This is a genomic window from Serratia sp. OS31 (genome assembly GCF_014164835.1).
GTDB lineage: Bacteria > Pseudomonadota > Gammaproteobacteria > Enterobacterales > Enterobacteriaceae > Serratia > Serratia liquefaciens_A.
This window is the reverse complement of record NZ_JACJFQ010000028.1, coordinates 20,897-45,742: the sequence shown is the minus strand read 5'-3', so window position 1 is coordinate 45,742 and position 24,846 is coordinate 20,897. Positions and strand designations below refer to the sequence as shown.

Here is a 24,846-nt window from a genome sequence, read left to right as displayed (position 1 = left end):
CTTTAAACGCCCGGCTCCTGGTGCAGCCGTTTACATGCCGTACCGTCCTCACGGAACAGATGGCAACGGTGAGGCGGCAAGCCTATGGCGAATGTTGCACCTTCTTCTACCAGCACCACGTCGTTCTGGCGGTAAACCAGGTTTTGACGAATTGCCGGGATTTGGATGTGGATTTGCGTCTCGTTACCGAGTTGCTCCACCACCTGTACGTCACCCGTAAGCAGTACTTCAGAGGCATCACTGGGCAGCAGATGCTCCGGGCGAATGCCCAGAGACATGTTGGTACCGGGCTGAACGTCGGTGCCTTCCACCGGCAACCACACCAACTGGCGGTTAGGCAGCTCGACCTGGACCTGTTGCGGCTCTGCGGCGGTCACTTTGACCGGCAGGAAGTTCATTTTCGGCGAGCCGATAAAGCCGGCGACAAAGCGGTTGGCCGGATAGTGATACAGCTCCAGCGGCTTGCCGACCTGGGCGACACGCCCGGCGTCCAACACCACGATCTTGTCGGCCAGCGTCATCGCTTCCACCTGATCGTGCGTCACGTAAATCATGGTGCGCTGCAGACGCTTGTGCAGACGCGAAATCTCAATGCGCATCTGCACCCGCAGCGCGGCGTCGAGGTTCGACAAAGGTTCGTCGAGCAAGAACACGTCCGGTTCCGCCACCAGCGTACGACCGATCGCCACCCGCTGACGCTGCCCGCCGGACAGCGCTTTAGGCCGCCGGTCGAGCAGGTGAGCCAGTTGCAGCACTTCCGACACCTGATTCACCCGCTGGCTGATTTCCGCTTTCTTGGCACCGGCCAGCTTCAGGCCGAACGACATGTTGTCGGCCACCGACAGGTGCGGATACAGTGCGTAGGACTGGAACACCATGCCAATGCCGCGCTCGGAAGGCGGCACCTCATTCATGCGTTTATCACCGATCATCAGGTCGCCAGAGGTGATGTCCTCCAGCCCGGCAATCATGCGCAGCAGCGTCGATTTGCCGCAGCCCGACGGCCCGACAAACACCACAAACTCACCGTCATCTATCGTCAGATTGACGTCTTTGGAAATCACAGCTTCGCCGAAGGCCTTATAAACGCTGCGCAATGTGACGCTAGCCATGCGTTACTCCCCTGCTTTCGCAGTTAACATTTCGTGTAAAAATGGCGGACGCAAAACCCGCCAAAACCCATTGATGACCCTCTTGCTGCGCACCGTGCTGCCATGCCAGTGGCAAGGTCGCCTCAGACGGTGCGGCCGCCTGAGTATAAGGCTGCAGGTTAATCAGCGCTTCAAGGCATTGATCCTGATGGGTAATAAGTAAACGAACCACGCCGTTATGCTGGCTGACCACGCTCAGCTCGCCCCGCTGGATCACCGGCAAGCGGCGCAGCGCCAACAGAGATTGGCAGTAACGCAAGGTGGATTGGTGATCCTGCTGCTGGCGGCTGATGGCCAGCGCACGATGTTCGATGGCCACCTGTTGGTACCAGTGGATCTCACCGTCGGTCACCTGTTCCGGCGCTTCATGCCAGGGCATCGGCGTTTGTGCACCCAGCGGATCCTGCAGGCCGGCGGCATGTGGCAGGCCCAATTCTTCGCCCTGATACAGGCAGATGGGCGCAGGCAACATCGCCAGCAGCGTCAAAAAGGCGTCGGCCGAACGCAGATTACCCTGGCCCCAATGGCTAACGACTCGCGGCTGATCCGCATCACCGGTGCTCCACAGGCTGTCTGCCAGGGTGGCGCGGCGCGCATTCAACACCTCAATCAGTTTCTCTACGCTGAAGGGCACCACCTCCAGCGCCAATGGGCTACGAAGGTACTGCTGCGACGCGGCGGCGCGGCGAATGTGATACGGCCCGTCGCAATACCACAGCGCCAGACCCTGTGCGGCGACCGCCGCCCCCTCTTGCTCCGCCAATGCCTGCGGCAGGACCAGGCCGTCTATCGACAGCTGGTTCAGGTAGGGCAGCGCCGCAATCATGCCGTGAGCATCACCCACGCCGTCCCCGTTTCCATCACGGAAACTGACCGGGTGGATCCGGTACAGGGTTGGCTGAGTGACGGTAGGCATTGGCGACATAAATCCGGTTCCCTGCTGCACGTGGCGATAAAATCAATGTGGCCGATAGTGCGGTAATCCCCACAAAGGGTAATCATCCGTAACAGGATTTTTCATGGGGGAGGAGATGGGAGGATGAGAGAACGACCACGGGGACGAGAAGTTCCACGCTTAAGACAAATCTGTGATCTGCCTGGCAAAAATCGTCCCCCTATTTTGTGTCTGACACCACAGAATAGGGAGCAATGTTAACTGGATCACACTACGCAGGCGTGGGGCGTAGAGGGGGGGAGGATGAGAATGTGTCGCTTTGTGACCCACTATTACCGCGAAACCTCTCTCCTTGACTTACGTGCCCACAAAAAAGAAGGATTGGATTATGACTCGCAGCTTTACCACCGCCCGCACACTGGTGCTTTCGGCTCTGACCACCTTGGTGCTTTCCTCTTCCGCCTTCGCCAAGATCGAGGAAGGGAAGCTGGTTATCTGGATCAACGGCGATAAAGGCTATAACGGCCTGGCCGAAGTCGGCAAAAAATTTGAAAAAGACACCGGCATCAAAGTGACCATCGAACATCCGGACAAGCTGGAAGAGAAATACCCGCAAGTGGCTGCCACCGGCGACGGCCCGGACATCATCTTCTGGGCCCATGACCGCTTTGGCGGCTACGCACAGTCCGGCCTGCTGGCAGAAATTCATCCTTCCAAAGCTTTCCAGGACAAGCTGTTCCCGTTCACCTGGGACGCAGTGCGCTACGACGGTAAGCTGATCGGCTACCCGATCGCCGTAGAAGCGCTGTCGCTGATTTACAACAAAGACCTGATCAAGCAGGCGCCAAAAACCTGGGAAGAGATCCCGGCGCTGGACAAAGAACTGCGCGCCAAAGGCAAAAGCGCCATCATGTGGAACCTGCAAGAACCCTACTTCACCTGGCCGATCATCGCCGCCGATGGCGGTTATGCCTTCAAGTATGAAAATGGCAAATACAACATCAAAGACGTTGGCGTCGCCAATGCCGGTTCGCAGGCCGGTCTGCAGTTCATCGTCGATCTGGTGAAAAACAAGCACATCAACGCCGATACCGATTATTCCATTGCCGAAGCCGCCTTCAATAAGGGCCAAACCGCCATGACCATCAATGGTCCGTGGGCCTGGTCAAACATCGAGCAAAGCAAAATCAACTACGGCGTCACCCTACTGCCGACCTTTAAAGGCAAGCCGTCCAAACCATTCGTCGGCGTACTGACCGCCGGGATCAACGCCGCCAGCCCGAACAAAGAGCTGGCCACCGAATTCCTGGAAAACTACCTGTTGACCAATGAAGGCCTGGCTGACGTCAACAAGGACAAACCGCTCGGCGCGGTAGCCCTGAAGTCCTACCAGGAGCAACTGGCGAAGGATCCGAAAATCGCCGCCACCATGGAAAACTCACAAAACGGCGAAATCATGCCTAATATCCCGCAGATGAGCGCCTTCTGGTACGCCGAACGCAGCGCGGTAATCAACGCCGTCAGCGGCCGCCAGACGGTGAAAGCCGCGTTGGATGATGTACAGACCCGTATCACCAAGTAACACACAACGTTGTGCGGGGCGCGGACCAGCGCCCCGCTGTGGCTTCACAGAAAGGAACGCCCTATGCAATTAGCTCACGCCGGGTCGCCTGCGCGCAAAAAGTCGAAGTGGTGGCAGAGTGACGTACTGAAATGGCTGGTCATCGGCCTGTTCAGCCTGGTTACCTGCTATCTGATTGTGTTGATGTATGCACAGGGTGAATACCTGTTTGCCATTCTGACGCTGATACTGGTCAGCGCCGGGCTTTACGTCTTCGCCAACCGCCGGGCTTACGCCTGGCGCTACGTTTATCCGGGTATCGCCGGCATGGGGCTGTTTGTCCTGTTTCCGCTGATTTGCACCATTGCCATCGCCTTTACCAACTACAGCAGCACCAACCAGCTCACCTTTGAACGCGCCCAGTCGGTGCTGATGCAGCGTCAGTTCCAAACCGGCAAAACCTTCACCTTCGGGCTCTATCCGGTGGAAAATCAACGCTGGCGCCTGCAGTTAACCCACCCTGACAGTGACCAAAAACTGATTTCCGAACCGTTCAGCTTTGACGCCAGTGCGCCGCAAACGCTGAAACTGACGGAGGAGAGCGCAGAACCGGCCGGCGAACGCGCCACGCTGCGAGTGATCACGCAAAATCGTCAGGCACTGAGCCAACTGGTGGCATTACTCCCGGACGGCGGCGAGCTGCGCATGAGCTCTCTGCGCCAGTTTTCCGGCACCACCCCGCTCTACGCGCTGGATAAGGACAGCAATACGCTGACCGACCAACAAACCCATATTCAATACCGGCCGAACCCGGACATTGGTTTCTATCAGGCGGTAAATGCCGAGGGCAACTGGGCCAAAGAGACCCTGAGCCCAGGCTATACCGTCACCATCGGTTGGAAAAACTTCCTGCGCGTCCTGCAGGACGAAGGGATCAAGAAGCCGTTCGTGTCGATCTTTATCTGGACCATCGTGTTCTCGGTCATGACCGTGATCCTCACCGTGGCGGTGGGTATGGTGCTGGCCTGCGTGGTGCAGTGGGAAGCGCTGAAAGGCAAAGCGGTTTATCGCGTGATGCTGATACTGCCTTACGCGGTGCCGTCGTTTATTTCGATACTGATTTTCAAAGGGTTGTTCAACCAAAGCTTCGGTGAAATCAACATGATGCTCAGCCACCTGTTTGGCATCAAACCGGCCTGGTTCAGCGACCCTATCACCGCCAAAAGCATGATTTTGATCGTCAACACCTGGTTGGGCTATCCCTACATGATGATCCTGTGCATGGGGCTGCTGAAGGCAATACCCGACGATCTGTACGAGGCCTCGGCAATGGACGGCGCCACCCCGATGCAGAACTTCTTCCGCATCACGCTGCCGCTGCTGATCAAACCGCTGACGCCGCTGATGATCGCCAGCTTCGCCTTTAACTTTAATAACTTTGTCCTGATTCAGCTGTTGACCAACGGCGGGCCGGACATGATTGGCACCACCACGCCGGCCGGTTATACCGACCTGCTGGTCAGCTATACCTACCGCATCGCCTTCGAAGGCGGCGGCGGGCAGGACTTCGGACTGGCAGCCGCCATTGCCACGCTGATCTTCCTGCTGGTGGGCGCCCTGGCGATCCTGAATCTGAAAGCCAGCAAGATGAACTTCGACTAGGGAGAAAAATAATGGCCATGGTCCAACCCAAATCCCAGCGCCTGCGCCTGTGGATGACCCATATTCTGATGCTGTGCTTTATCGCCCTGATCATGTTCCCGCTGCTGATGGTGGTGACCATCTCGCTGCGTTCCGGCAACTTCGCCACCGGCAGCCTGATACCGGAACAGATTTCCTGGGACCACTGGCGCTTGGCGCTCGGCATGAGCGTGACCCACGCAGACGGCAGCGTTACCCCACCGCCGTTCCCGGTGCTGCTGTGGCTGTGGAACTCAATCAAGATCGCGGTGATCACCGCGATCGGCATCGTCACGCTGTCCACCACCTGCGCCTACGCCTTTGCCCGCATGCGTTTTCGCGGCAAGAGCACGCTGCTGAAAAGCATGCTGATTTTCCAGATGTTCCCGGCGGTGCTGTCGCTGGTGGCGTTGTACGCCTTGTTCGATCGCCTGGGCCAATACATTCCGTTTATCGGCCTGAACACCCACGGCGGCGTGATCTTCGCTTACATGGGCGGGATCGCCCTGCACGTCTGGACGATCAAAGGCTATTTCGAAACCATCGATAACTCGCTGGAGGAGGCGGCGGCGTTGGACGGCGCCAGCCCTTGGCAGGCGTTCCGCCTGGTGCTGTTACCGCTGTCGGTACCGATCCTGGCGGTAGTGTTTATTCTGTCGTTTATCGCGGCTATCACCGAAGTGCCGGTGGCCTCGCTGTTGCTGCGTGACGTCAACAGCTACACGTTGGCGGTGGGCATGCAACAATATCTGAATCCGCAAAACTACTTATGGGGCGACTTTGCCGCAGCGGCGGTGCTGTCGGCGATCCCGATTACCGCCGTATTCTTGCTGGCGCAGCGCTGGCTGGTCGGAGGCCTGACGGCCGGCGGGGTGAAAGGTTAATTTGTGCCACTGCAGTGCGTTTGATGTCTTTACTTATCTTTTACCCTATGGATTTCAAGTTACAGCTAGGCGACCAGCTCGCTCATCCCCAGGCGCTTACTTGAGTAAGTAACTGGGGTGAGCGAGTGCAGTCAACAACGCTGTAGCTTGAAAGACGACGGGTAATTATAACCTGTGTCTTTGGCGGCCTCTGGCCGCCATTTTTATTTCTGCTATTCCCGTTTTAAGCGGTCGGTATTAGCCAGGTAAAGTGTCACCACCAGTAACAATATCGCGGCGGAATAAATTAGCGTATCGATTGGGTTTTCATGATCCACAATGATCAAACGGATGATTGCGGTAATACCAATGTAAATAAAGTAACGCAGCGGGAAGTGATAACCCGACTCAAAATACTTCACAATCAAGGCAATAAACTCAAAGTAGAGGAAATAAATCACTATCCCCTCAATCAGCAGATAGGACGTCGACTCCTCGTTGTTGACAAACAGCACTTTCGCCAAATGAATGGTTTCTTTCACCAAAAAGACGATCAGGATCGCCGCCAGCAGCAGCAGCCCAACGTTCAGCACCCGTTGCAGCCCTTTGGCCACCATCACGGAGCGAGAGGTTTTTGCCATAGTTATTCCCCATAAAACTCATTGAAATTATCCGCGCATCCTAACATAGGCATTATCTTAAAAATTAACATCCGTATAAAACCAAGAAAAAATAAATATTATTCAATAAGTTATATTTAAATGTTTCATATGGATATATTTGTAGCAAATTGAAATGTCAACTATGATGGGTCATAGATCTTTACATAAAACAAACAACTCGAATTAACAAGGGAATATTTATGCGCGCTAAGCTTAACGGACTGGTCGCCGCAGGCCTGTTTACCTGTGCATTAACCGGCCATGCCAGCGGATTGGTAACCCCTGATAATGACCTGCGCAACGACCTTGCCTGGTTGTCGGATCGCGGCGTCATCAACGTCAGCCTGTCCACCTGGCCACTGAGCCAGGAAGAGATCAGCTCGGTCATTTCTCAAGCCAAACCAGTAACCAATACCGAGAAAAACGTCATCGACCGCGTTCAACGCCGCGTCGGTGAACTGAAAGCCAATATCCGCGTCAGTGGCTACGCCGCCACCGACAAACCGGGTACGCCTCAGGGATTCGGTCAAAGCCAATATGCTGACCAAAGCCTGACCGTCGGCGCCGGTGCCAACGGCGAATTCTGGGACGTGCGTCTCCAGGGCTCAGTCGAAGGCGATCAACGCGTCAGCGACGGTTCCAAATTCAACCTCAACGGCTCCTACGGCGCGGTGAAAATCTGGAACCAGTGGCTGTCCTTCGGTGAAGTCTCCCAGTGGTGGGGGCCTGGTTACGACGGCAGCCTGATCCGTTCCGACGCCGCACGCCCGGTTGCCGGCTTTATGCTGCAGCGCGCCGACCAATCGCCATTTGAAACCCCTTGGCTGTCCTGGATTGGCCGTTGGCAGTACCAGCTGACGGCGGGTCAGCTGTCGCAGTACACCGCCGTGCCTGACACCAAGCTGATTGGCGGCCGCTTTACCATGATGCCGACCAACTTCCTCGAGCTGGGTGCCTCGCGTATCATGATGTGGGGCGGTAGCGGTCGCCCACAATCCTGGAGTTCATTCTGGGATGGCGTAACCGGTAACGACAACACTGGCGATCCAAAAAACGATCCGGGCAACCAACTGGGCGGGTTTGACTTCAAGTTAAAACTGCAACCGTTGATTGGCCTGCCGGTCAGCTTCTACGGCCAGATCACCGGAGAGGATGAAGCCGGTATGCTGCCATCACACAATGGCTATCTGTTAGGTCTGGAAGGCCACCCTGAATGGGGTCCAACCACCATTAACTGGCATATTGAAGGGGCTGATACCCGCTCTAATGGCAAGTCTGATAATGTCATGTATCGCCACTACGTTTATAAAGATGGCTACTATCAGCAAGGCTACCCGCTGGGCCACGCCATGGGCGGCGACGGGCAAATGCTGTCCGGCCGCGTAGAGATGGTGCTGGACGATGGCCAACGCTGGAGCACCCGTCTGGTGTACGCCAAAGTGAATCCGAACAGCCAAACAGTGAACAAGGCGTTCCCGAAATCCGACACGCTGAAAGGCATTCAACTGGGTTGGGGCTACAATTTCGATTCGCAGGTCAAATTTGATACCAGCCTGTGGTACACCGACAACAATGCCAGCACCGCCGATGACGTAGGCGCAGGCATCAGTTTCGAAGTGCCAATCAATCTGTAATTCCTACAGACGTAAAAAAACCCGCCGCGGCGGGTTTTTTATTGGCATTCATTCAGACGGCAATTAGCGCCATGCTTTGAAGCGATTGATCAGCGCATTGGTTGAACTGTCGTGGCTGCTGACCGCTTCGTCACCGGCCAGTTCAGGCAGGATACGGTTAGCCAGCTGTTTACCCAGTTCCACACCCCACTGATCGAAGGTGAAGATGTTGAGGATCGCGCCCTGGGTGAAGATCTTGTGTTCATACAGGGCAATCAGGCTGCCCAGGCTGAACGGCGTAATCTCACGCAGCAGGATGGAGTTGGTTGGGCGGTTGCCTTCAAATACCTTGAACGGCGCTACGTGCTTAACCTCGTCCGGCGTTTTGCCCTGGGCTGCGAATTCTTGTTCTACCACTTCCAGTGATTTACCGAACGCCAGCGCTTCGGTCTGCGCGAAGAAGTTCGACAGCAGTTTTGCATGGTGGTCGCTCAGCGGATTATGGCTGATGGCCGGCGCGATAAAGTCACAAGGCACCAGTTTGGTCCCCTGGTGGATCAGTTGGTAAAACGCGTGCTGCCCGTTGGTGCCCGGCTCGCCCCAGATGATTGGGCCGGTCTGGTAGTCCACCGGATTGCCGTTGCGATCGACATATTTACCGTTGGATTCCATGTTGCCCTGCTGGAAGTAAGCGGCAAAACGGTGCATGTACTGGTCGTACGGCAGGATAGCTTCGGTTTCTGCACCGAAGAAGTTGTTGTACCAGATACCGATCAACGCCAGCAGCACCGGCAGATTTTTCTCCGCCGGCGTTTCGGCGAAGTGTTGGTCCATCGCGTGCGCGCCGCTCAGCAGCTGTTCAAAATTCTCGTAACCCACTGACAGGGCGATAGACAGGCCAATCGCCGACCACAGGGAATAACGCCCGCCGACCCAGTCCCAGAACTCGAACATGTTAGCGGTGTCGATACCGAACTCACCAACCGCCTTGCCGTTGGTGGACAGCGCCGCGAAGTGTTTCGCCACGTGTTTTTGTTCACCGGCGGTGCCCAGGAACCAGTCGCGCGCGCTGTGGGCGTTGGTCATGGTTTCTTGAGTAGTGAAGGTTTTGGACGCCACCAGGAACAGGGTCGTTTCCGGGTTCAGCGGTTTGAGCGTTTCGGCGATATGGGTGCCGTCAACGTTGGAGACGAAGTGCATGTTCAGGTGATTTTTGTACGGGCGCAGTGCCTCGGTAGCCATATAAGGACCGAGATCTGAACCGCCAATACCGATATTTACCACGTCAGTAATCGCTTTGCCGGTGTAGCCTTTCCAGTCACCGCCAATCACGCGGTCACAGAACTGTTTCATTTTGGCCAACACCGCATTCACTTCCGGCATCACATCTTTGCCATCAACGATGATTGGGCTGTTGCTGCGGTTACGCAGGGCAATATGCAGCACCGCACGGTCTTCAGTCCGGTTGATTTTCTCGCCGGCGAACATGGATTTGATCGCGCTTTGCAGATCGGTCTCTTTCGCCAGCGCCTGCAGCTTCTCCAGGGTTTCCGCCGTAATGCGGTTTTTAGAGTAGTCCACCAGCATCTGGTCGTTGAAGGTGGCGGAAAACTTGGAGAAACGCTCTTTGTCCTGAGCAAACAGATCGCCGATCTGTACGTCTTTCATCTGTTCAAAATGTTGCTGCAGGGCTTGCCAAGCAGCGGTTTGACTAGGATTGATATTTTTCATAGCAACACTCTTAGGCTTGAGAATAAATGTGACGTGGTTGACCGATTGTAGCCTGTTCGACCGTGATTATGATCTCTTTTCTTGCGATAGGCGCTAACTGTCAATTGCCGCCGCATCGTTTCAGCACTTCCCCTATACTTTTGGATAACAGCCTGTTATCAGGGTTGCTTAACTGTCACTAAACTGTGTCAGGTTATCACCACGTTAATGACGTAATTAGGCTAAGGATGCGCGGCCAGCCAGGCTGCGGTGTGAACGACGAAGGACATGACTATGGAATTATCTGCCCCATTGATGTTGGTGGTGATTGGATTGAGTTCATTGCTGGCGCAGTGGCTCGCCTGGGTGTTGCGCCTGCCGGCCATTTTGCCGTTGCTGGTGTTTGGCATCGTGCTGGGACCGGTGGTGCATTGGGTTCAGCCGGACGCGTTGTTCGGCGATTTGCTGTTCCCGCTGGTGTCGCTGTCGGTAGCCATTATTCTGTTTGAAGGGGCGCTAACGCTGCGGGTCGAGGAAATACGCGGCCTCGGCGGCGTGGTGCGCAATCTGGTGACCATTGGCATGCTGATGACCTTCCTGGTGATCGGCGTGGCCTGCTGGTGGCTGCTGGACTTTCCACCGGAGTTGGCGGCGCTGATCGGCGCGGTCACGGTGGTCACCGGACCAACGGTGATTGCCCCGTTGATGCGCGTGGTGCGTCCGAATGCCAATATCAACCAGGTACTGCGCTGGGAAGGCATCGTTATCGACCCGGTCGGCGCCATTTTTACCCTGCTGGTGTTCGAATTTATCGTACTGAAACAGCATTCAGAATCTTACACCCACCTGTTCTGGACGCTGGGCATTACCGCCGCCGTCGGTCTGGTGGCTGGCGCGCTGTTCGGCTATTTACTGGGCCTGGCGCTGCGCCGCGTCTGGCTGCCGCGCTACCTGCAAAACCTGGCGGTATTGGCGATCATGCTCACCGCCTTTGGCGTGTCCAATGCCATCGCCGATGAATCAGGGCTGCTGACAGTTACCGTGATGGGCATTTGGCTGGCCAATATGCGCGATGTGGATACCAGTGACATTCTGGCGTTCAAGGAAGAGCTGTCGGCGATCCTGATTTCGGCGCTGTTTATCATTTTGGCGGCACGGCTCGACGTTCAGGCCTTGTGGAACATGGGCTGGCCGTTACTGGGCCTGTTGCTGGTGGTGCAGTTCGTCGCCCGCCCGCTGTGTATTGCGGTATCAACCTGGCGTTCTTCTCTGCACTGGCGCGATCGCCTGCTGCTATGCTGGATCGCTCCGCGTGGCATCGTCGCCGCGGCGGTCAGTTCGCTGTTTGCCCTGACGCTGCAGCGCAGCGGCTATCCGGGTGCCGATCGGCTGGTGACCGTGGTGTTCGCCGTGATCATCGGCACCGTGGTACTGCAAAGCCTGACCAGCGGCATGATGGCGCGTTGGCTGCGGGTACAGCAGCAAAAACCGCGGGGGGTGCTGATTGTCGGCGCCAATAGCGTCGCGCGTATGCTGGCACAGGCGTTGATGAAGTTGAATATCCCGGTGCTCGTTACCGACAGCAGTTGGGAATATTATCGTCAGGCGCGTATGGACGGCATCCCCGCCTATTATGGCCATGCTTACTCTGAACATGCCGAAAACTACCTCGATCTCAGCGACACCGCGCAAGTGCTGGCGCTCTCTCCCAACCGCCACCAAAATGCTTTGGCGGTCTATCACTTCGGCCATATTTTTGGCGAAGGGCAGGTGTTCGCCATCCGTTCCGGTGCCCCGCTGAAAGGTCGCGGCAACAGTGCGGAAAGTTCGCGTTTCCGCCGGCATGAGATCCTGTTCAATCAAGAGGCCACCTACGGTCGGCTAAGCAGCCTGATTGCCCAGGGCGCCACCATCAAGGCCACCAAGCTGAACGAGAACTTCGGTTGGTTGGAATATATAGAGAAAAACCATAGCGTTATTCCGCTTTTCAGCCAGCGGGAAGACGGCACGCTGCAGCCGATCGGCGCCGGTTTCGTCCCGGCAATGCCCTGTACGCTGATTGCACTGGTACAAGATGAAAATCCCTCAACTTCCGGACGTTGACAGCAGCACGATATCGGGCTATTCCTAACAGCCTACTTGCGCACCCGGTGTGCAAGCCAGAAGAGGCGCGTCGCCCAGGTAGAGTGTCAGAGGAGCCGTTTTCCAATGACGACGCTTGAGGGGGAGCGACGCCGAGGTAAGGTGATGCGCGGCATTCATCGTATCGACTACAGGGGCTGAATCCCCTGGGTTGTCACCAGAATTGTCCGTAAGGGCAATCAACAAGGTGGGGCGCTTCTGGGTGTATCGTAGCTTTCACTTCTACGTCTGCTCCCGTTTATCGCTCCCCCCTTGTGCCAAGGCTATGAAAAAAGTGCTCTCTGAAGAGGGCCACCCTGACACGAGGTTTTTACATGAACCAAGCAGCACCCCAGAATGCCACCGTTGTCGCCAAATTCGGCGGCACCAGCGTTGCCGACTATGAAGCCATGAACCGCAGCGCCGACGTCGTTCTCACCAATCCGAACGTACGTCTGGTGGTATTGTCCGCTTCTGCGGGCGTCACCAACCTGCTGGTGGCTCTGGCCGAAGGCAGCGATGCCGACAAGCGTCACTATCAGCTCGACGAAATCCGCCGCATTCAATACGCCATTCTCGATCGCCTCGATAATCCGGCGGTAGTGCGCGACGAAATCGACCGCATGCTGGAAAATATCGCCATGCTGTCCGAAGCGGCCTCCTTGGCCACCTCCACGGCGCTGACCGACGAACTGGTCAGCCACGGCGAACTGATGTCTACCCTGCTGTTCGTTGAGATCCTGCGCAGTCGTGATGTGCAGGCCGAGTGGTTTGACGTACGTAAAGTGATGCACACCGACGATCATTTCGGTCGCGCAACGCCGGACAGCGCAGCGCTGAACCAACTGGCCCAGTCGCTGCTCAAGCCACGCCTGCAGGAAGCCCTGGTGGTCACTCAGGGCTTTATCGGCAGCGAGCCGAAAGGCCGCACCACCACGCTGGGCCGCGGCGGCAGCGATTACACCGCCGCCCTGCTGGGCGAAGCGCTGAGCGTTAGCCGGGTCGATATCTGGACCGACGTGCCGGGCATCTACACCACCGACCCACGCGTGGTTCCGGCGGCAAAACGCATCGATAAAATCGCCTTCGAAGAAGCTGCTGAAATGGCCACTTTTGGCGCAAAAGTCCTGCACCCGGCCACCCTGTTGCCGGCCGTTCGCAGCGATATTCCGGTGTTCGTCGGCTCCAGCAAAGATCCGTCCGCCGGCGGTACCCTGGTGTGCAACACCACCGAGAACCCACCGCTATTCCGCGCGCTGGCACTGCGCCGCAAACAAACCCTGCTGACGCTGCACAGCCTCAACATGCTGCACGCACGCGGTTTCCTGGCCGAGGTGTTCAGCATTTTGGCGCGCCACAATATCTCGGTGGACTTGATCACCACCTCCGAAGTTAGCGTCGCGCTGACCATGGATACCACGGGTTCAACCTCCACCGGCGGCAGCCTGCTGACCACGTCATTGCTGACCGAGCTGTCGTCACTGTGCCGGGTAGAAGTGGAAGAAAACCTGGCGCTGGTCGCCTTGATCGGCAACAAGCTTTCCCAGGCCTGCGGCGTGGGCAAAGAAGTGTTCGGCGTGCTCGATCCGTTCAATATCCGCATGATCTGTTACGGCGCCAGCAGCTACAACCTGTGCTTCCTGGTACCGGGCGACGACGCCGAACAAGTCGTTCGCACCCTGCACCACAACCTGTTCGAATAAACTATTATCATCCTCTGCGGGCGCAGCATGCTGCGCCCCTACATCTAAAAAAATCAGTTCATAACCGTAGGGGTTCAGTTCACCGAACCCGCAAAAAACACAACACCACCCCATCGTTGTTATTTGGCTAAGGAAAACCTCACTCATGCTGGCAAAATTTACCCGATTATTCCCCCTGTGGGCGGTGCTGCTCGCCGTCGCCGCCTACGGCACGCCCACCACCTTTACCGGTATCGGCCCCTACGTCAGCCCGCTGCTGATGCTGATCATGTTCGCCATGGGCGTCACGCTGCGGCTAGATGACTTTAAGCGCGTACTGTCCCGCCCAGGCCCGGTCGCCGCGGGGATCTTTTTGCATTACCTGATCATGCCGCTGGCGGCCTGGCTGCTGGCAATGCTGTTCCATATGCCCCCGGATCTTTCCGCCGGCATGGTGCTGGTCGGCAGCGTGGCCAGCGGTACCGCTTCCAACGTCATGATCTATCTGGCCAAAGGGGATGTGGCGCTGTCGGTGACCATTTCGGCAGTCTCCACGCTGGTGGGCGTTTTCGCTACGCCGCTGCTGACCCGCCTGTATGTCGATACCGAGATCAGCGTCGATGTCATGGGGATGTTGCTGAGCATTCTGCAGATCGTGGTGATCCCTATTGGCCTGGGTTTGATCGTCCATCATACCTTTACCAAAACCGTCAAACGTATTGAGCCGATCCTGCCGGCGTTGTCGATGATCTGCATTTTGGCGATCATCAGCGCCGTGGTTGCAGGCAGCCAGAGCCATATCGCCTCGGTCGGGCTGGTGGTGATCGTGGCGGTGATCCTGCACAACGGTATCGGGTTGCTGAGCGGTTACTGGGGCGGCAAGCTGTTCGGCTTCGACGAATCGACCTGCCGTACGCTGGCAATTGAAGTCGGCATGCAGAACTCCGGGCTGGCCGCGACGCTGGGCAAAATCTACTTCTCACCGCTGGCCGCGTTGCCGGGCGCCCTGTTCTCGGTGTGGCATAACCTGTCCGGATCTCTGCTGGCGGGTTACTGGTCCGGTCGACCGATCAACAAAAAATAATTGCACCTCGGGGCGCAGCCATTTGCGCCCCCAAACTCTTCTGCGAAATTTCGTATTTCCCACTGGTCGGATTGTCAGAATTATCCCCATCCTCTATTATCCCCGCACAAAATAAAAATTCAGATTTTTCCCAGAGCTGCCGATAACCGCCTATAACGACGAGAGCGGAAAAGTCCAATTAATTTACTTTTTTAATTACCTCATTATGAGTAATTGAGAGGTAATTATTAAAAATATAAACAAGCAGCCTAATTATTATTTAGAAAAATAAAAACCCACCTTCTTATTTTCCACTGGCGAATAAGAACCCCGCAATGTGATTGTCGCTCGCGATTTCGGGCCGGCCGTTGGCCGCCTGTTTATTGACCTCATGGATTGAGCAGGCCGCCCCGGCGGCTTCTCATAATGGATTACAATGATCAGAAAAACCGCCGTTATGGCGCTGCTGTTTAGCGCCGCACTCCCCGCCGCCACCCTGCCGGAAATGGGGGATTTCTCACCGATGAGCGAATCTCGCCGCGCTTTGCAAGACGGCACGCGTGAAGTGAATCAACAAATAGAACAACGACGCTACCAACAGCTTAAACAGCAGCAACTGCTTGCAGAGCCCGAACCCGCTGCGCCGGCACTGCCACTTTCGGCTCAATGCCTGCCGATCGGCGGCGTGTATCTGCAGGGGATAACGCTGCTGTCGGCGAAAGATTTGGCGGAGCTGAGTGCACTGCCAGAGCACTGCATCAGCAGCAACGACATCAATCGCCTGACGCGTGAATTGACCCGCTTATACCTGGATAAAGGTTATATCACCGCACGCGTGCAATTTATTCGCCCCAATGCCGAGGGGGAATTAGGCCTGCGTGTCACCGAAGGCTTTATCGAAAAAATAGAGGGGGGCGATCGTTGGGTTAACAGCCAATTATTATTCCCCGGATTGGAAGGCCAACCATTAAAATTAACCCAGCTCGATCAGGGATTGGATCAGGCCAATCGTTTGCAATCGAATAAAACCCGATTGGATATATTGCCGGGCACTAAAGTGGGCGCTTCCATTATTCGGCTGCATAATCAACATACTAAACCCTGGTTGTTGTCCGCCACATTGGATAATTACGGTCAGAAAAATACCGGTCAATGGCTGGCGCGCAGCACGGCAACGCTGGACAGCCCTTTCGGCCTGTCGGACTTCGCCAGCCTGAACGTTGCCGGTACGCTGGACAACCCGGCGCAGCGCTATAATCGCGCTTATACCCTGCTCTATTCCCTGCCCTATGGCGCTTTGACCTTCAGCGGCTTTGCCAGCTACTCGCAATACCTGAACCACCAGCAGTTGATGTTCAACAGCTACAAACTGCACGGCCAGACCCAACAATACGGTCTGCGCGGCGACTATGTGTTTTATCGCGATCGCGATCAGATCAATACCCTGAGCGGCCAACTGACCCATAAGCGCATCGCCAACTATTTCGATACCGTACGCATTGGCCTTGGCAGCCCGACGCTCAGCTTGTTTGAGCTGGGCGTTAACCATCTGCAGATCCTGCCCACCGGCCTGATCAGCGCCAATCTCAGCGTGGAGCAAGGGTTACCCTGGTTCGGCGCCGACCGCCACGGAGGAGAGAACCTTCCCGATGCCCAATTCACCAAAGGAAAAGTGTTCGTCAACCTCAACCAACGCATCGAGCTTGCCGGTTCCACTTATCAATTGAGCAACTTGCTGTACGGGCAGTACAGCCGCGATCGCCTGCCTGGCGTGGAATGGCTCAGCTTGACGGACCGCAGCGCGATCCGTGGTTTCAGCCGCAGCACGCTGTCCGGCGATAACGGCTGGTATCTGCAAAACACCCTGTCCCGCAGCTTCACTCTGGGCCAAAGCACCCTCACCCCACGCATCGGCGGCGACGTCGGCCGGGTACTGCCTCGCGACAACCGACCTTCCGGCTGGCAAAGCAGCGCTGGGTTAAGCGCCGGTGTCACCCTGCGTTACCAACGCGCCATGTTCGACGTTGAAGCCAGCCGCGGTTGGCTACTGTCCAGTCACTCAATGCCTGACGATCCTATCCAGGTGCTGGCACGCTTTTCGTACACCTTTTAGTTAGCGTTTTTTTGCACTACCACAGCGATATATGGAGATACATGGATGAAAAATAATAACTTCAGGCTCTCGGGAGCGGGCAAGTTAGCCGCTTCACTGGCGATCATTCTCGCCTCCCTCGGCAGCGCTTACGCCGGCGAGATCGTAGCGGCCAACGGCGCTAACGGTCCCGGTGTTTCAACTGCCGGTAACGGCGCACAGGTGGTCAATATCGTGACGCCTAACGACCAAGGGCTGTCACATAACCAGTATCAGGACTTCAACGTCAACCAACCCGGCGCGGTGCTGAACAACTCGCTCGATGCCGGGCGGTCTCAGTTGGCCGGCCAACTGGCTGCCAACCCGAACCTGAACAATCAGGCGGCCAGCGTGATCCTCAATGAAGTGATCAGCCGCAACCCGTCGCTGTTGCACGGACAGCAAGAAATCTTCGGCATGGCGGCCGACTACGTGCTGGCTAACCCGAACGGTATCAGTTGCGACGGCTGCGGCTTTATCAATACCAGCCGCTCGTCGCTGGTAGTGGGTAACCCTCTGGTGGAAAACGGCATGCTGCAGGGCTACAGCACGCTGGGCAATCGCAATACCCTGAGCATTGATGGCCGGCTGAGCGCCAGCGGCGTGCTGGATTTGATCGCGCCAAGGATCGACAGCCGCGGCGAGGTAATAGTCGCGCCGTTGTACGATAAAAAAAGCGATAAAATGATCTCGGCGATCAACGCCATCAGCGGCAACAATCGCGTATCGCGCGATGCACAGGTACTCAGCAGCGAACAACCTGAGCTCACAGTCTGGGACCAGTTATTAGGCACCACGGACAGCTACTATCTTGGCAGCATGCAGGCAGGGCGCATCAATATTATCCATACCGTCACCGGCAGCGGCGTAAAGCTGGCGGGCAAGCTCGATGGCAGCGATGAAATCCGGGTGAAAGCTTACAACATCCGCACCGACAGCCAGGTCAGCGACAGCAGCAGCAACCGCAATAGCGGCGAGAACTATCAAAACTACCGCGGTGGGATCTACATCAACGACCGCAGCACCGGTCAGCAACTGGCGCGCACCGAACTGAAAGGCAAAAATATCAGCCTGGTGGCCGATAACAGCAACCACCTGACCGCCACCGACGTTCGTGGCGAAGAGATCAGGCTGCAAGGCGCCAGCCTGAAGCTCGACGGTCGGCAACTGAAGCAGACTCAGGGCCACACCGATGAGCAGTGGTTCTACAGTTGGAAATACAACGTCACCCGTGAGAATGAGCAGCTTCAACAGGCTACCAGCAACATTCAGGCCACAAAAAATGCCACGCTGACCGCCACCGAGCAGGATGTGACGCTGCTGGGCGCCAGTGTGACGGCGGGCAACGCATTGAAAATCGAAGCCAAGCGCGACGTGCAGCTCAGCGGATTGGTCGAGCGAGACAAAACCAGCGAACGCGGTAATCAGCGCAACCATACCTCCAGCCTGCGTACCGGCAGCTGGAGCAACAGCAATGAAACCGAGAGCCTGAAGTCCGGCAGCGTCTTCTCCGGCGGTGATTTGGCGATAAAAGCCGGTAATCGCGTCGTGGCCCAGGGAACCAAAGTGTACGCGTCAGGCGACCTCAAGGTGGATGCCAACGACCAGATCAATATCGGCGTACAAAAGACCGCCAATGAGAAAACCGTTCGCGACAATAAAACCTCATGGGGCGGTATCGGCGGCGGCAACAACCAGGACAACAGCAACCGTCGCGAAGTCAGCAACGCTTCTCAGGTGATGGCCGACGGCACCCTGTGGCTGAACGGCAAACAGGGCGTGACCATTACCGGCAGCACCGTGAAAGGGGACAAAGGCGGTTTTGTCGCCGCCACCGACGGCGGTCTGCGGATCGATAACGCCCTCAGCACCACGGTTGACAAGGTGGATGCCCGTACCGGCACCGTCTTCAATATCACCAGCAGTTCGCAAAAGTCCAACAACAGCCACCAACAGTCCACCGCCAGCGAATTGGTTTCCGATACCAACCTGCAGTTGGTCAGCAAAAAGGATACCGACGTGGTGGGCAGCAAGGTAACCAGCGCCGGTAAGCTGGAGGTCAATGCCGGTGGCAACATCAATGTCAGCGCCGGGGAACAGCAGCACCATATTGATGAGCAGAAGACCGCCCTTGCCATCAACGGCTACGCCAACGAGAAAGGCGATAAGCAATACCGCGCCGGTTTACGTATCGAGCATACCAGCGACAGCGAAAAAACCACCCGCAGCGAACAGCAATCGTCGACGCTGAGCGGCGGTAGCGTCGAGCTGAAAGCAGACAAGGACGTCACCTTCAGCGGATCCAAACTGGTGACTACCCAGGGTGATGCCAGCATCAGCGGCGACAACGTGGCCTTCCTGGCGGCAGATAACAAGACCACCAGCGATACCGAAAAAACCAAAATCGGCGGCGGAGTCTACTACACCGGCGGCATAGATAAAATCGGCTCCGGCATTGAGGGCGGTTACGAGAACAGCAAGACGCACTCACAAAGCAGCAAGGCCGTAACTTCCGGCAGCGATATCGCGGGCAATCTGACGATTAATGCCAAAGACAAACTGACCCAGCAAGGTGCGCAGCACCAGGTTAGCGGCAAATATCAGGAAAACGCCAACAGCGTTGACCATCTGGCCGCCGTCGACAGCGAAAGCAGCAGTACCCGCAAACTCGACGTCGGCGTAGATATCGGCGCCAACGTGGATTACAGCGCCGTCACCCGTCCGGTAGAGCGCGCGGTAGGGAAAGTCGCCAAGCTGGACGCCAACGGCGTGATTAACGAGATCGGCGGTATCGGCGCACCGAATATCGGGCTGGATATTGGCGCCAATGGCGGCAGTAGCGAAAAGAGCAGCAGCACGCAGGCCGTGGTCAGTAACATTAGCGCCGGGGCGATCGACGTTAAAGCCGGCGGAAAACTGCAGGATACCGGCACAAAATATCAGGCCAGCCAAGGTGGCGTGACGCTGACGGCAGACAGCCACCACAGTGAAGCGGCGAAAAACAGCCAGCAGGAAAGCAGCAGCGAAAGCCGTGGCGGCGCCAGCGTGCGCGTTTATACCACCACCGGCAGCGATCTGACCGTTGATGGCAAAGGCGAAGGCGGCAATAAACACAGCGAAAGTACCGGCAGTCAGGCCGTGACCGGCAGCATCACCGCCGCCAATGGCATCGACATCAAGGTCAAGCAAGATGCGGTGTATCAGGGGACTTCGTTGGAGGCCGGCGATGGCAAGGCGAAGGTAAAAGCGGAAAACGGCAACATCCGTTTCGAGCAGGCCACCGACACCAGCCATGAAAGCCACAACGGCTTCAATGTCAAAGTATCGGCCAAAGGCGGCACCACACCGGAAACCAAGAGCTTCGGCCTGGGACTGGGCGGCAGCTACAGCGACGGGAAAAGCGATAGCAGCAGCGCGCAAGTCAGCAACATCGGCGGCAAACAGGGTGTAGAACTGGATGCCGGCCGTGGGCTGACGCTGCAGGGCAGCAATGTCACCAGCCAGGGCGACGTTTCGCTGAAAGCGGGAGACAAGGTCGCACTACAGGCAGCCCAATCGCAGCAGACCCGTAAGGACGATACGCTCTCCGGCAATATCGATATCGGCGGCAACAGCACCGATAGCGACAAAAAGAGCGCGGGCGGCCTTTCCCTCGGCGGCGCGTTTGACATTGCCAAGGTAGATGAAACCTCGACGACCCAGCAGGGTGGCAAAATCACCAGCGGCGGCGCAGTGACCATTACCGCCAAAGGCAACGACGCGCATGCCCTGCATCTGCAGGGAACCGAGGTCAAGGGCAGCAGCGTTGGCCTGGACGCCGAGAACGGCGGCGTGGTGCTGGAGTCGGTGCAAAACCAGGAGCAGAAAAACAACTGGAACCTGGGGCTGAAGGCTAACGCCAAAGGCGGCCAATCCTTCAATAAGGACGCCAACGGCAAGGTGGATACCGCCAGCGGCAGCGACCCCCATACCCTGGGCGCCGGGGTGAAAGTCGGTGTTGATAACCTGCAAAAAACCACTCAGGGCAACAGCCAGATCACTGCCGGAGAAGTGACAATCAACAGTGCTAAAGACACCCGATTGGCCGGTGCCCGGATCGATGCCGACAGCGTGCAAGGCAACATCGGCGGCGACCTGCATGTTGAAAGTCGCAAAGACAGCGAAAGCAGCGTGAAGGTCGATGTGGATGTTGGCCTGAGCCACACCAACGACCCGGCCAGCAGCATAACCAGCAAACTGTCGAAAGTGGGCACCCCGCACTATGCGGGTAAGGTGAAGGAGAAGCTGGAGGGCGGCATCAACAAGGTCGCTGACGCCACCACCGACAAGTACAACAGCGTAGCTCGTCGCCTCGATCCGAAGCAGGATACCACCGGTGCGGTCAGCTTCAGCAAGGCCGAGGGTAAGGTCACCCTGCCGGAAACGCTGGCCGGCGAAAAACAAAAGGGGCCGCTGTGGGATCAGGGCGCTCGCTTCCTGGGCAACAAATCCAAAGAGAGTCTGACCGGCCCTGCCGGGCTGCAAGGTCAGTTCAAGGTCAAGGCCGACGTAGTCAATAACGATGCGGTAGGCGTGCAGTCTGCCATCAGCGGGAAAAATGACGTGGCGCTCAACGTTCAGGGCACCACTCGTCTGACCGGCGGCGAGATCCGCAGCCAGCAAGGTGAAGTGACGCTGGGTAACGGCAAACTGGAGCAGCAGGACGTGGCGGGCAATCGCTATCAGGGTGGCGGTCATCTTGATGCCGCTGCCTCGGCCGGTGCCCTGCTGGGTATTGCCGGTAAAAGCGTGGTGAATCTGGAGACACCGGTCGGCGGTTATATCAATAACCAGGCCGCCGATGCCAAAGCGGGGGTCTTTTCGGGTAAATAACTGAGGTACTGCCCCCGGCCGCGCCGGGGGCATAACTTACAGCGTGCTGGGCGTATCCTCCCACTCGCGCTCATCATCCTTTTCATCTTGATCCAGCACGTTATACGCCACCGCACAGAACAGTGAGTTCAGGCGTTTCATATCCCCCAGCAGCCCCAGATGCAGCGAACTGGTTTCAATACTCTGCACGTTCTGCTGATGCAGGCGATCCACGTGCGCATGCGCGTAACGCCGATCCAAAATACGGAACCGATGCTTGGAGCGCCGCAGCCGTTTGGCGCTGGTAAGGTCGCCGGACAGGAACACCGACAGCCCCAGGCGCAGATTGCCGATCAGCCGCTCATGCAACGCATCCAGCTCGGCCAGCCCTTCGGTAGAGAAGGCGCGCCGCGCCGCGTGTGATTTCGACCCCACGTCGCCGGCCATCCGCTCGATAATGTCGCCCGCCTGCTCCAGGTTGAGCGCCATCTCGATGATTTCCGCCCAGCGGCGTGAGTCCTCCTCGCCCAAGTCCTCTTTCTGGATCTGCGCCAGATACAGCTTGATGGCGGTATACAGCACATCGACGTCATCATCCAGCCGGCGAACCTCTTTATCTTGCCCCTGCTTACCGTGCAGCACTTCACGCTGCAAAATCATCATGTGCTCCACCACATCACCCATGCGCAGGGTTTCGCGCGCCGCATTGGCCAACGCCAGCGTCGGGGTATCCAGAGCACTGGCATCAAGGTGCCGGGGCCGCAGTCGGGGATCGTCCGCCGCCACGTCGGCGATCAGCGTTTCGCACAGGCGTGCCATCGGCCCGGCCAGCGGGATCAGCACCAGGCAACGGATCAGGTTGTAGAACACGTGAAAGTAGATCACCAACTCTTCATTGCCACCGGGCAATCGGGCCATGACATCGGCCAGATAAGAGACGAACGGCAGCACCAGCACACAGCCAATCAGCTTGAACAACAGGCTGCCGAGCGCCACCCGACGGCCGGCGGCATTCTGTCCGCTGGTGTTGATCACCGCCAGCAGGCCGCTGCCGAGATTGGCACCGATCACCAGGCACAGCGCCACCTTCAGCGAGATCACCCCGGAAGCCGTCAGAGTAGCGGTCAACAGCACGGCCGCCAGGCTGGAATAGCTGACAATGGCGAACAGCGCCCCCGTCAGGGCATCCAGCATCACGTCGCCGGTCAGTGAGGAGAACAACACTTTCACACCCGCCGCCTGGGTGATGGGCGTCGCGGCGGCAACAATCAGCTCCAGCGCCAGTACGATCAGCCCGAGGCCGATGCACACGCGCCCCATTTGGCCCACCCGGGTTTGCTTGCGGCTGAGGAACAGGAAGACGCCGACCAGGATCAGCAGCGGTGACAGCCAGGAAAGATCAAAGGTCAGTATTCGCGCCATCAGCGCGGTACCGACATCGGCGCCGAGCATGATCACCAGTGCGGGCGTCAACCCCACCAGACCTTGCGCGACAAAAGAGGTCACCAGCAACGCCGTGGCGTTACTGCTTTGCACCAGCGCGGTCACGCCGATACCGGAGACGAACGCCAGCGGTTTTTTCTCTACGCTGTCGCTCAATACCCGGCGCAAATTAGCACCGTAGACCCGCATAATCCCGGTGCGCACGATGTGGGTACCCCACACCAAAAGGGCAACCGAAGAAAGCAGGTGAAGAAGGGTCAACACGGAAGGAACGCTCCCTTCACGCCCGGCAAGACACAGCAGGCTATCCTGCCTGCCAGGCGTGCATAAGGCAGGACAGCGGCAACAGGCTGCAGACCGCTATTGGAGGGTTAACGCAACGGCAGGAATTACCCTGGAGTTATCATTGAATGCCGCAGCGATGTCATGCAACTTCCCGTAATGTAACAGTTTCTAAGTGTAGTCCAATTTCACTGCCGTCGAGCCGCAAATCTTCGACCGAACGGTTGAGCACGTCGACCAGCAACTCCACGCCGCGGGCCTGGACCCGATAGCGCACCACGTTACCCAACAGGCTGTGGTTAAGGATCACCGCGGCAATCCCCTGCCCGGCAGGCACCAGGGTAATGGATTCGGGTCGAACAGCTACCTTACCGTGGTAAGGGCTGCCGGTCAAAGCCGTCGCCTGTTCCGCACTCAACAGGTTGTAGTTGCCGATGAACCCGGCGGCGAAGACGTCGGCCGGCTGGGTATACAGCGTTTCCGCGTCGCCGCTTTGTACGATTTGTCCTTTGTTCATCAACACGATGCGATCCGACAGCGTCAACGCCTCTTCCTGATCGTGGGTAACGAAGATGGCCGTCAGGTTCAGTTCGCGCTGGATCCGACGGATCTGTTCACGCAGGTGCTTACGAATACGCGCGTCCAGTGCCGACAGGGGCTCGTCGAGCAACAGCAGCCGCGGACGGGTCACCAGCGAACGTGCCAGCGCCACCCGTTGGCACTGTCCACCGGACAGCTGATGCGGATAGCGCTTCGCCAGCTCAGTCAGTTCCACCAACGCCAGCACCTCTTGCACCCGCTGCTGGATCTGACCGGCCGCCAGCTTTTGCATTTTCAGCCCGAACGCGACGTTGCCCTCAACGGTCATGTTCGGGAATAACGCATAGCTCTGGAACACCATGCCGATACCGCGCTTTTGCGGGGGGAGCGGTACCAGATCCTGGCCCTGCAGCAGGATCTGTCCGCTGTCGACCGGGGTAAGCCCCGCCAGACAGCGCAGCAACGTCGATTTACCGCAGCCGCTGGGCCCGAGCAGCGTGACAAACTCGCCCTCCTCGGCGGTGAAGTCGATATCCTGAAACACCTGGGTCTGACCATAGTGTTTATTGAGGCGGGTGACATTGAGATAAGCCATGCG

General features: G+C 57.4%; 15 protein-coding genes and 1 riboswitch. Of the genes, 9 read left to right on the top strand and 6 right to left on the bottom strand.

What is annotated here, in order from left to right:
- Positions 1–2: 2 nt before the first annotated feature.
- Entirely contained in the window at positions 3–1,112 is a 1,110-nt protein-coding gene (gene malK, locus H5P17_RS20105; RefSeq protein ID WP_020837178.1) for a maltose/maltodextrin ABC transporter ATP-binding protein MalK, read from the bottom strand.
- On the bottom strand, positions 1,105–2,076 hold the full coding sequence (locus H5P17_RS26835) for an alpha-amylase family glycosyl hydrolase (protein ID WP_044553815.1): 972 nt from the start codon (positions 2,074–2,076) through the stop codon (positions 1,105–1,107). The genes malK and H5P17_RS26835 overlap by 8 nt, the downstream gene beginning before the upstream one ends.
- Positions 2,077–2,434: 358 nt before the next feature.
- Here H5P17_RS26835 and malE point away from each other — a divergent pair, with 358 nt between their 5' ends.
- The 3 genes from malE to malG all read left to right on the top strand — a co-directional run bounded on the left by malE (position 2,435) and on the right by malG (position 6,171).
- A complete protein-coding gene (gene malE, locus H5P17_RS20095) occupies positions 2,435–3,628 on the top strand; it encodes a maltose/maltodextrin ABC transporter substrate-binding protein MalE (protein WP_037416088.1) in 1,194 nt (397 codons plus the stop codon).
- Between the two features lie 63 nt (positions 3,629–3,691).
- Positions 3,692–5,269 carry a maltose ABC transporter permease MalF gene (gene malF, locus H5P17_RS20090; RefSeq protein WP_044553817.1) on the top strand — a complete coding sequence of 526 codons (1,578 nt, stop codon included), beginning with the start codon at positions 3,692–3,694 and terminating at the stop codon, positions 5,267–5,269.
- 11 nt (positions 5,270–5,280) lie between these two features.
- A complete protein-coding gene (gene malG / locus H5P17_RS20085; RefSeq protein ID WP_020837182.1) occupies positions 5,281–6,171 on the top strand; it encodes a maltose ABC transporter permease MalG in 891 nt (296 codons plus the stop codon).
- A gap of 212 nt (positions 6,172–6,383) precedes the next feature.
- On the opposite strand, the gene psiE is transcribed toward malG, so the two are convergent.
- Positions 6,384–6,791: a phosphate-starvation-inducible protein PsiE gene (gene psiE, locus H5P17_RS20080; RefSeq protein WP_020837183.1), complete on the bottom strand. Its 408-nt coding sequence runs from the start codon at positions 6,789–6,791 to the stop codon at positions 6,384–6,386.
- 221 nt (positions 6,792–7,012) lie between these two features.
- Between psiE and H5P17_RS20075 the strand changes: the two genes are divergently transcribed.
- A complete protein-coding gene (locus tag H5P17_RS20075) occupies positions 7,013–8,446 on the top strand; it encodes a capsule assembly Wzi family protein (RefSeq protein WP_182824851.1) in 1,434 nt (477 codons plus the stop codon).
- Between the two features lie 63 nt (positions 8,447–8,509).
- On the opposite strand, the gene pgi is transcribed toward H5P17_RS20075, so the two are convergent.
- Positions 8,510–10,156: a glucose-6-phosphate isomerase gene (pgi, locus tag H5P17_RS20070; RefSeq protein WP_182824849.1), complete on the bottom strand. Its 1,647-nt coding sequence runs from the start codon at positions 10,154–10,156 to the stop codon at positions 8,510–8,512.
- 273 nt (positions 10,157–10,429) lie between these two features.
- Between pgi and H5P17_RS20065 the strand changes: the two genes are divergently transcribed.
- The 5 genes from H5P17_RS20065 (at position 10,430) to H5P17_RS20045 (ending at position 22,004) form a co-directional block, all read left to right on the top strand.
- Positions 10,430–12,238 carry a sodium:proton antiporter gene (locus H5P17_RS20065; protein ID WP_044553823.1) on the top strand — a complete coding sequence of 603 codons (1,809 nt, stop codon included), beginning with the start codon at positions 10,430–10,432 and terminating at the stop codon, positions 12,236–12,238.
- 52 nt (positions 12,239–12,290) lie between these two features.
- A riboswitch (Lysine riboswitch) is annotated at positions 12,291–12,483 on the top strand.
- A 108-nt stretch (positions 12,484–12,591) separates the two neighbouring features.
- A complete protein-coding gene (gene lysC, locus H5P17_RS20060) occupies positions 12,592–13,959 on the top strand; it encodes a lysine-sensitive aspartokinase 3 (protein ID WP_182824847.1) in 1,368 nt (455 codons plus the stop codon).
- Positions 13,960–14,104: 145 nt separating this feature from the next.
- Complete coding sequence (panS, locus tag H5P17_RS20055; protein ID WP_182824845.1) at positions 14,105–15,022, top strand: ketopantoate/pantoate/pantothenate transporter PanS; 918 nt, start codon at positions 14,105–14,107, stop codon at positions 15,020–15,022.
- A 415-nt stretch (positions 15,023–15,437) separates the two neighbouring features.
- On the top strand, positions 15,438–17,114 hold the full coding sequence (locus H5P17_RS20050; RefSeq protein ID WP_182824844.1) for a ShlB/FhaC/HecB family hemolysin secretion/activation protein: 1,677 nt from the start codon (positions 15,438–15,440) through the stop codon (positions 17,112–17,114).
- 45 nt (positions 17,115–17,159) lie between these two features.
- Entirely contained in the window at positions 17,160–22,004 is a 4,845-nt protein-coding gene (locus tag H5P17_RS20045) for a hemagglutinin repeat-containing protein (RefSeq protein WP_182824842.1), read from the top strand.
- A gap of 36 nt (positions 22,005–22,040) precedes the next feature.
- Here H5P17_RS20045 and H5P17_RS20040 read toward each other — a convergent pair whose 3' ends face one another.
- Both H5P17_RS20040 and H5P17_RS20035 read right to left on the bottom strand, forming a co-directional pair.
- On the bottom strand, positions 22,041–23,690 hold the full coding sequence (locus H5P17_RS20040) for a Na/Pi cotransporter family protein (RefSeq protein ID WP_182824841.1): 1,650 nt from the start codon (positions 23,688–23,690) through the stop codon (positions 22,041–22,043).
- 160 nt (positions 23,691–23,850) lie between these two features.
- Positions 23,851–24,843 (bottom strand): ABC transporter ATP-binding protein, encoded by a 993-nt coding sequence (locus tag H5P17_RS20035; protein WP_182824839.1) that lies wholly within the window; start codon positions 24,841–24,843, stop codon positions 23,851–23,853.
- Positions 24,844–24,846 lie beyond the last annotated feature (3 nt).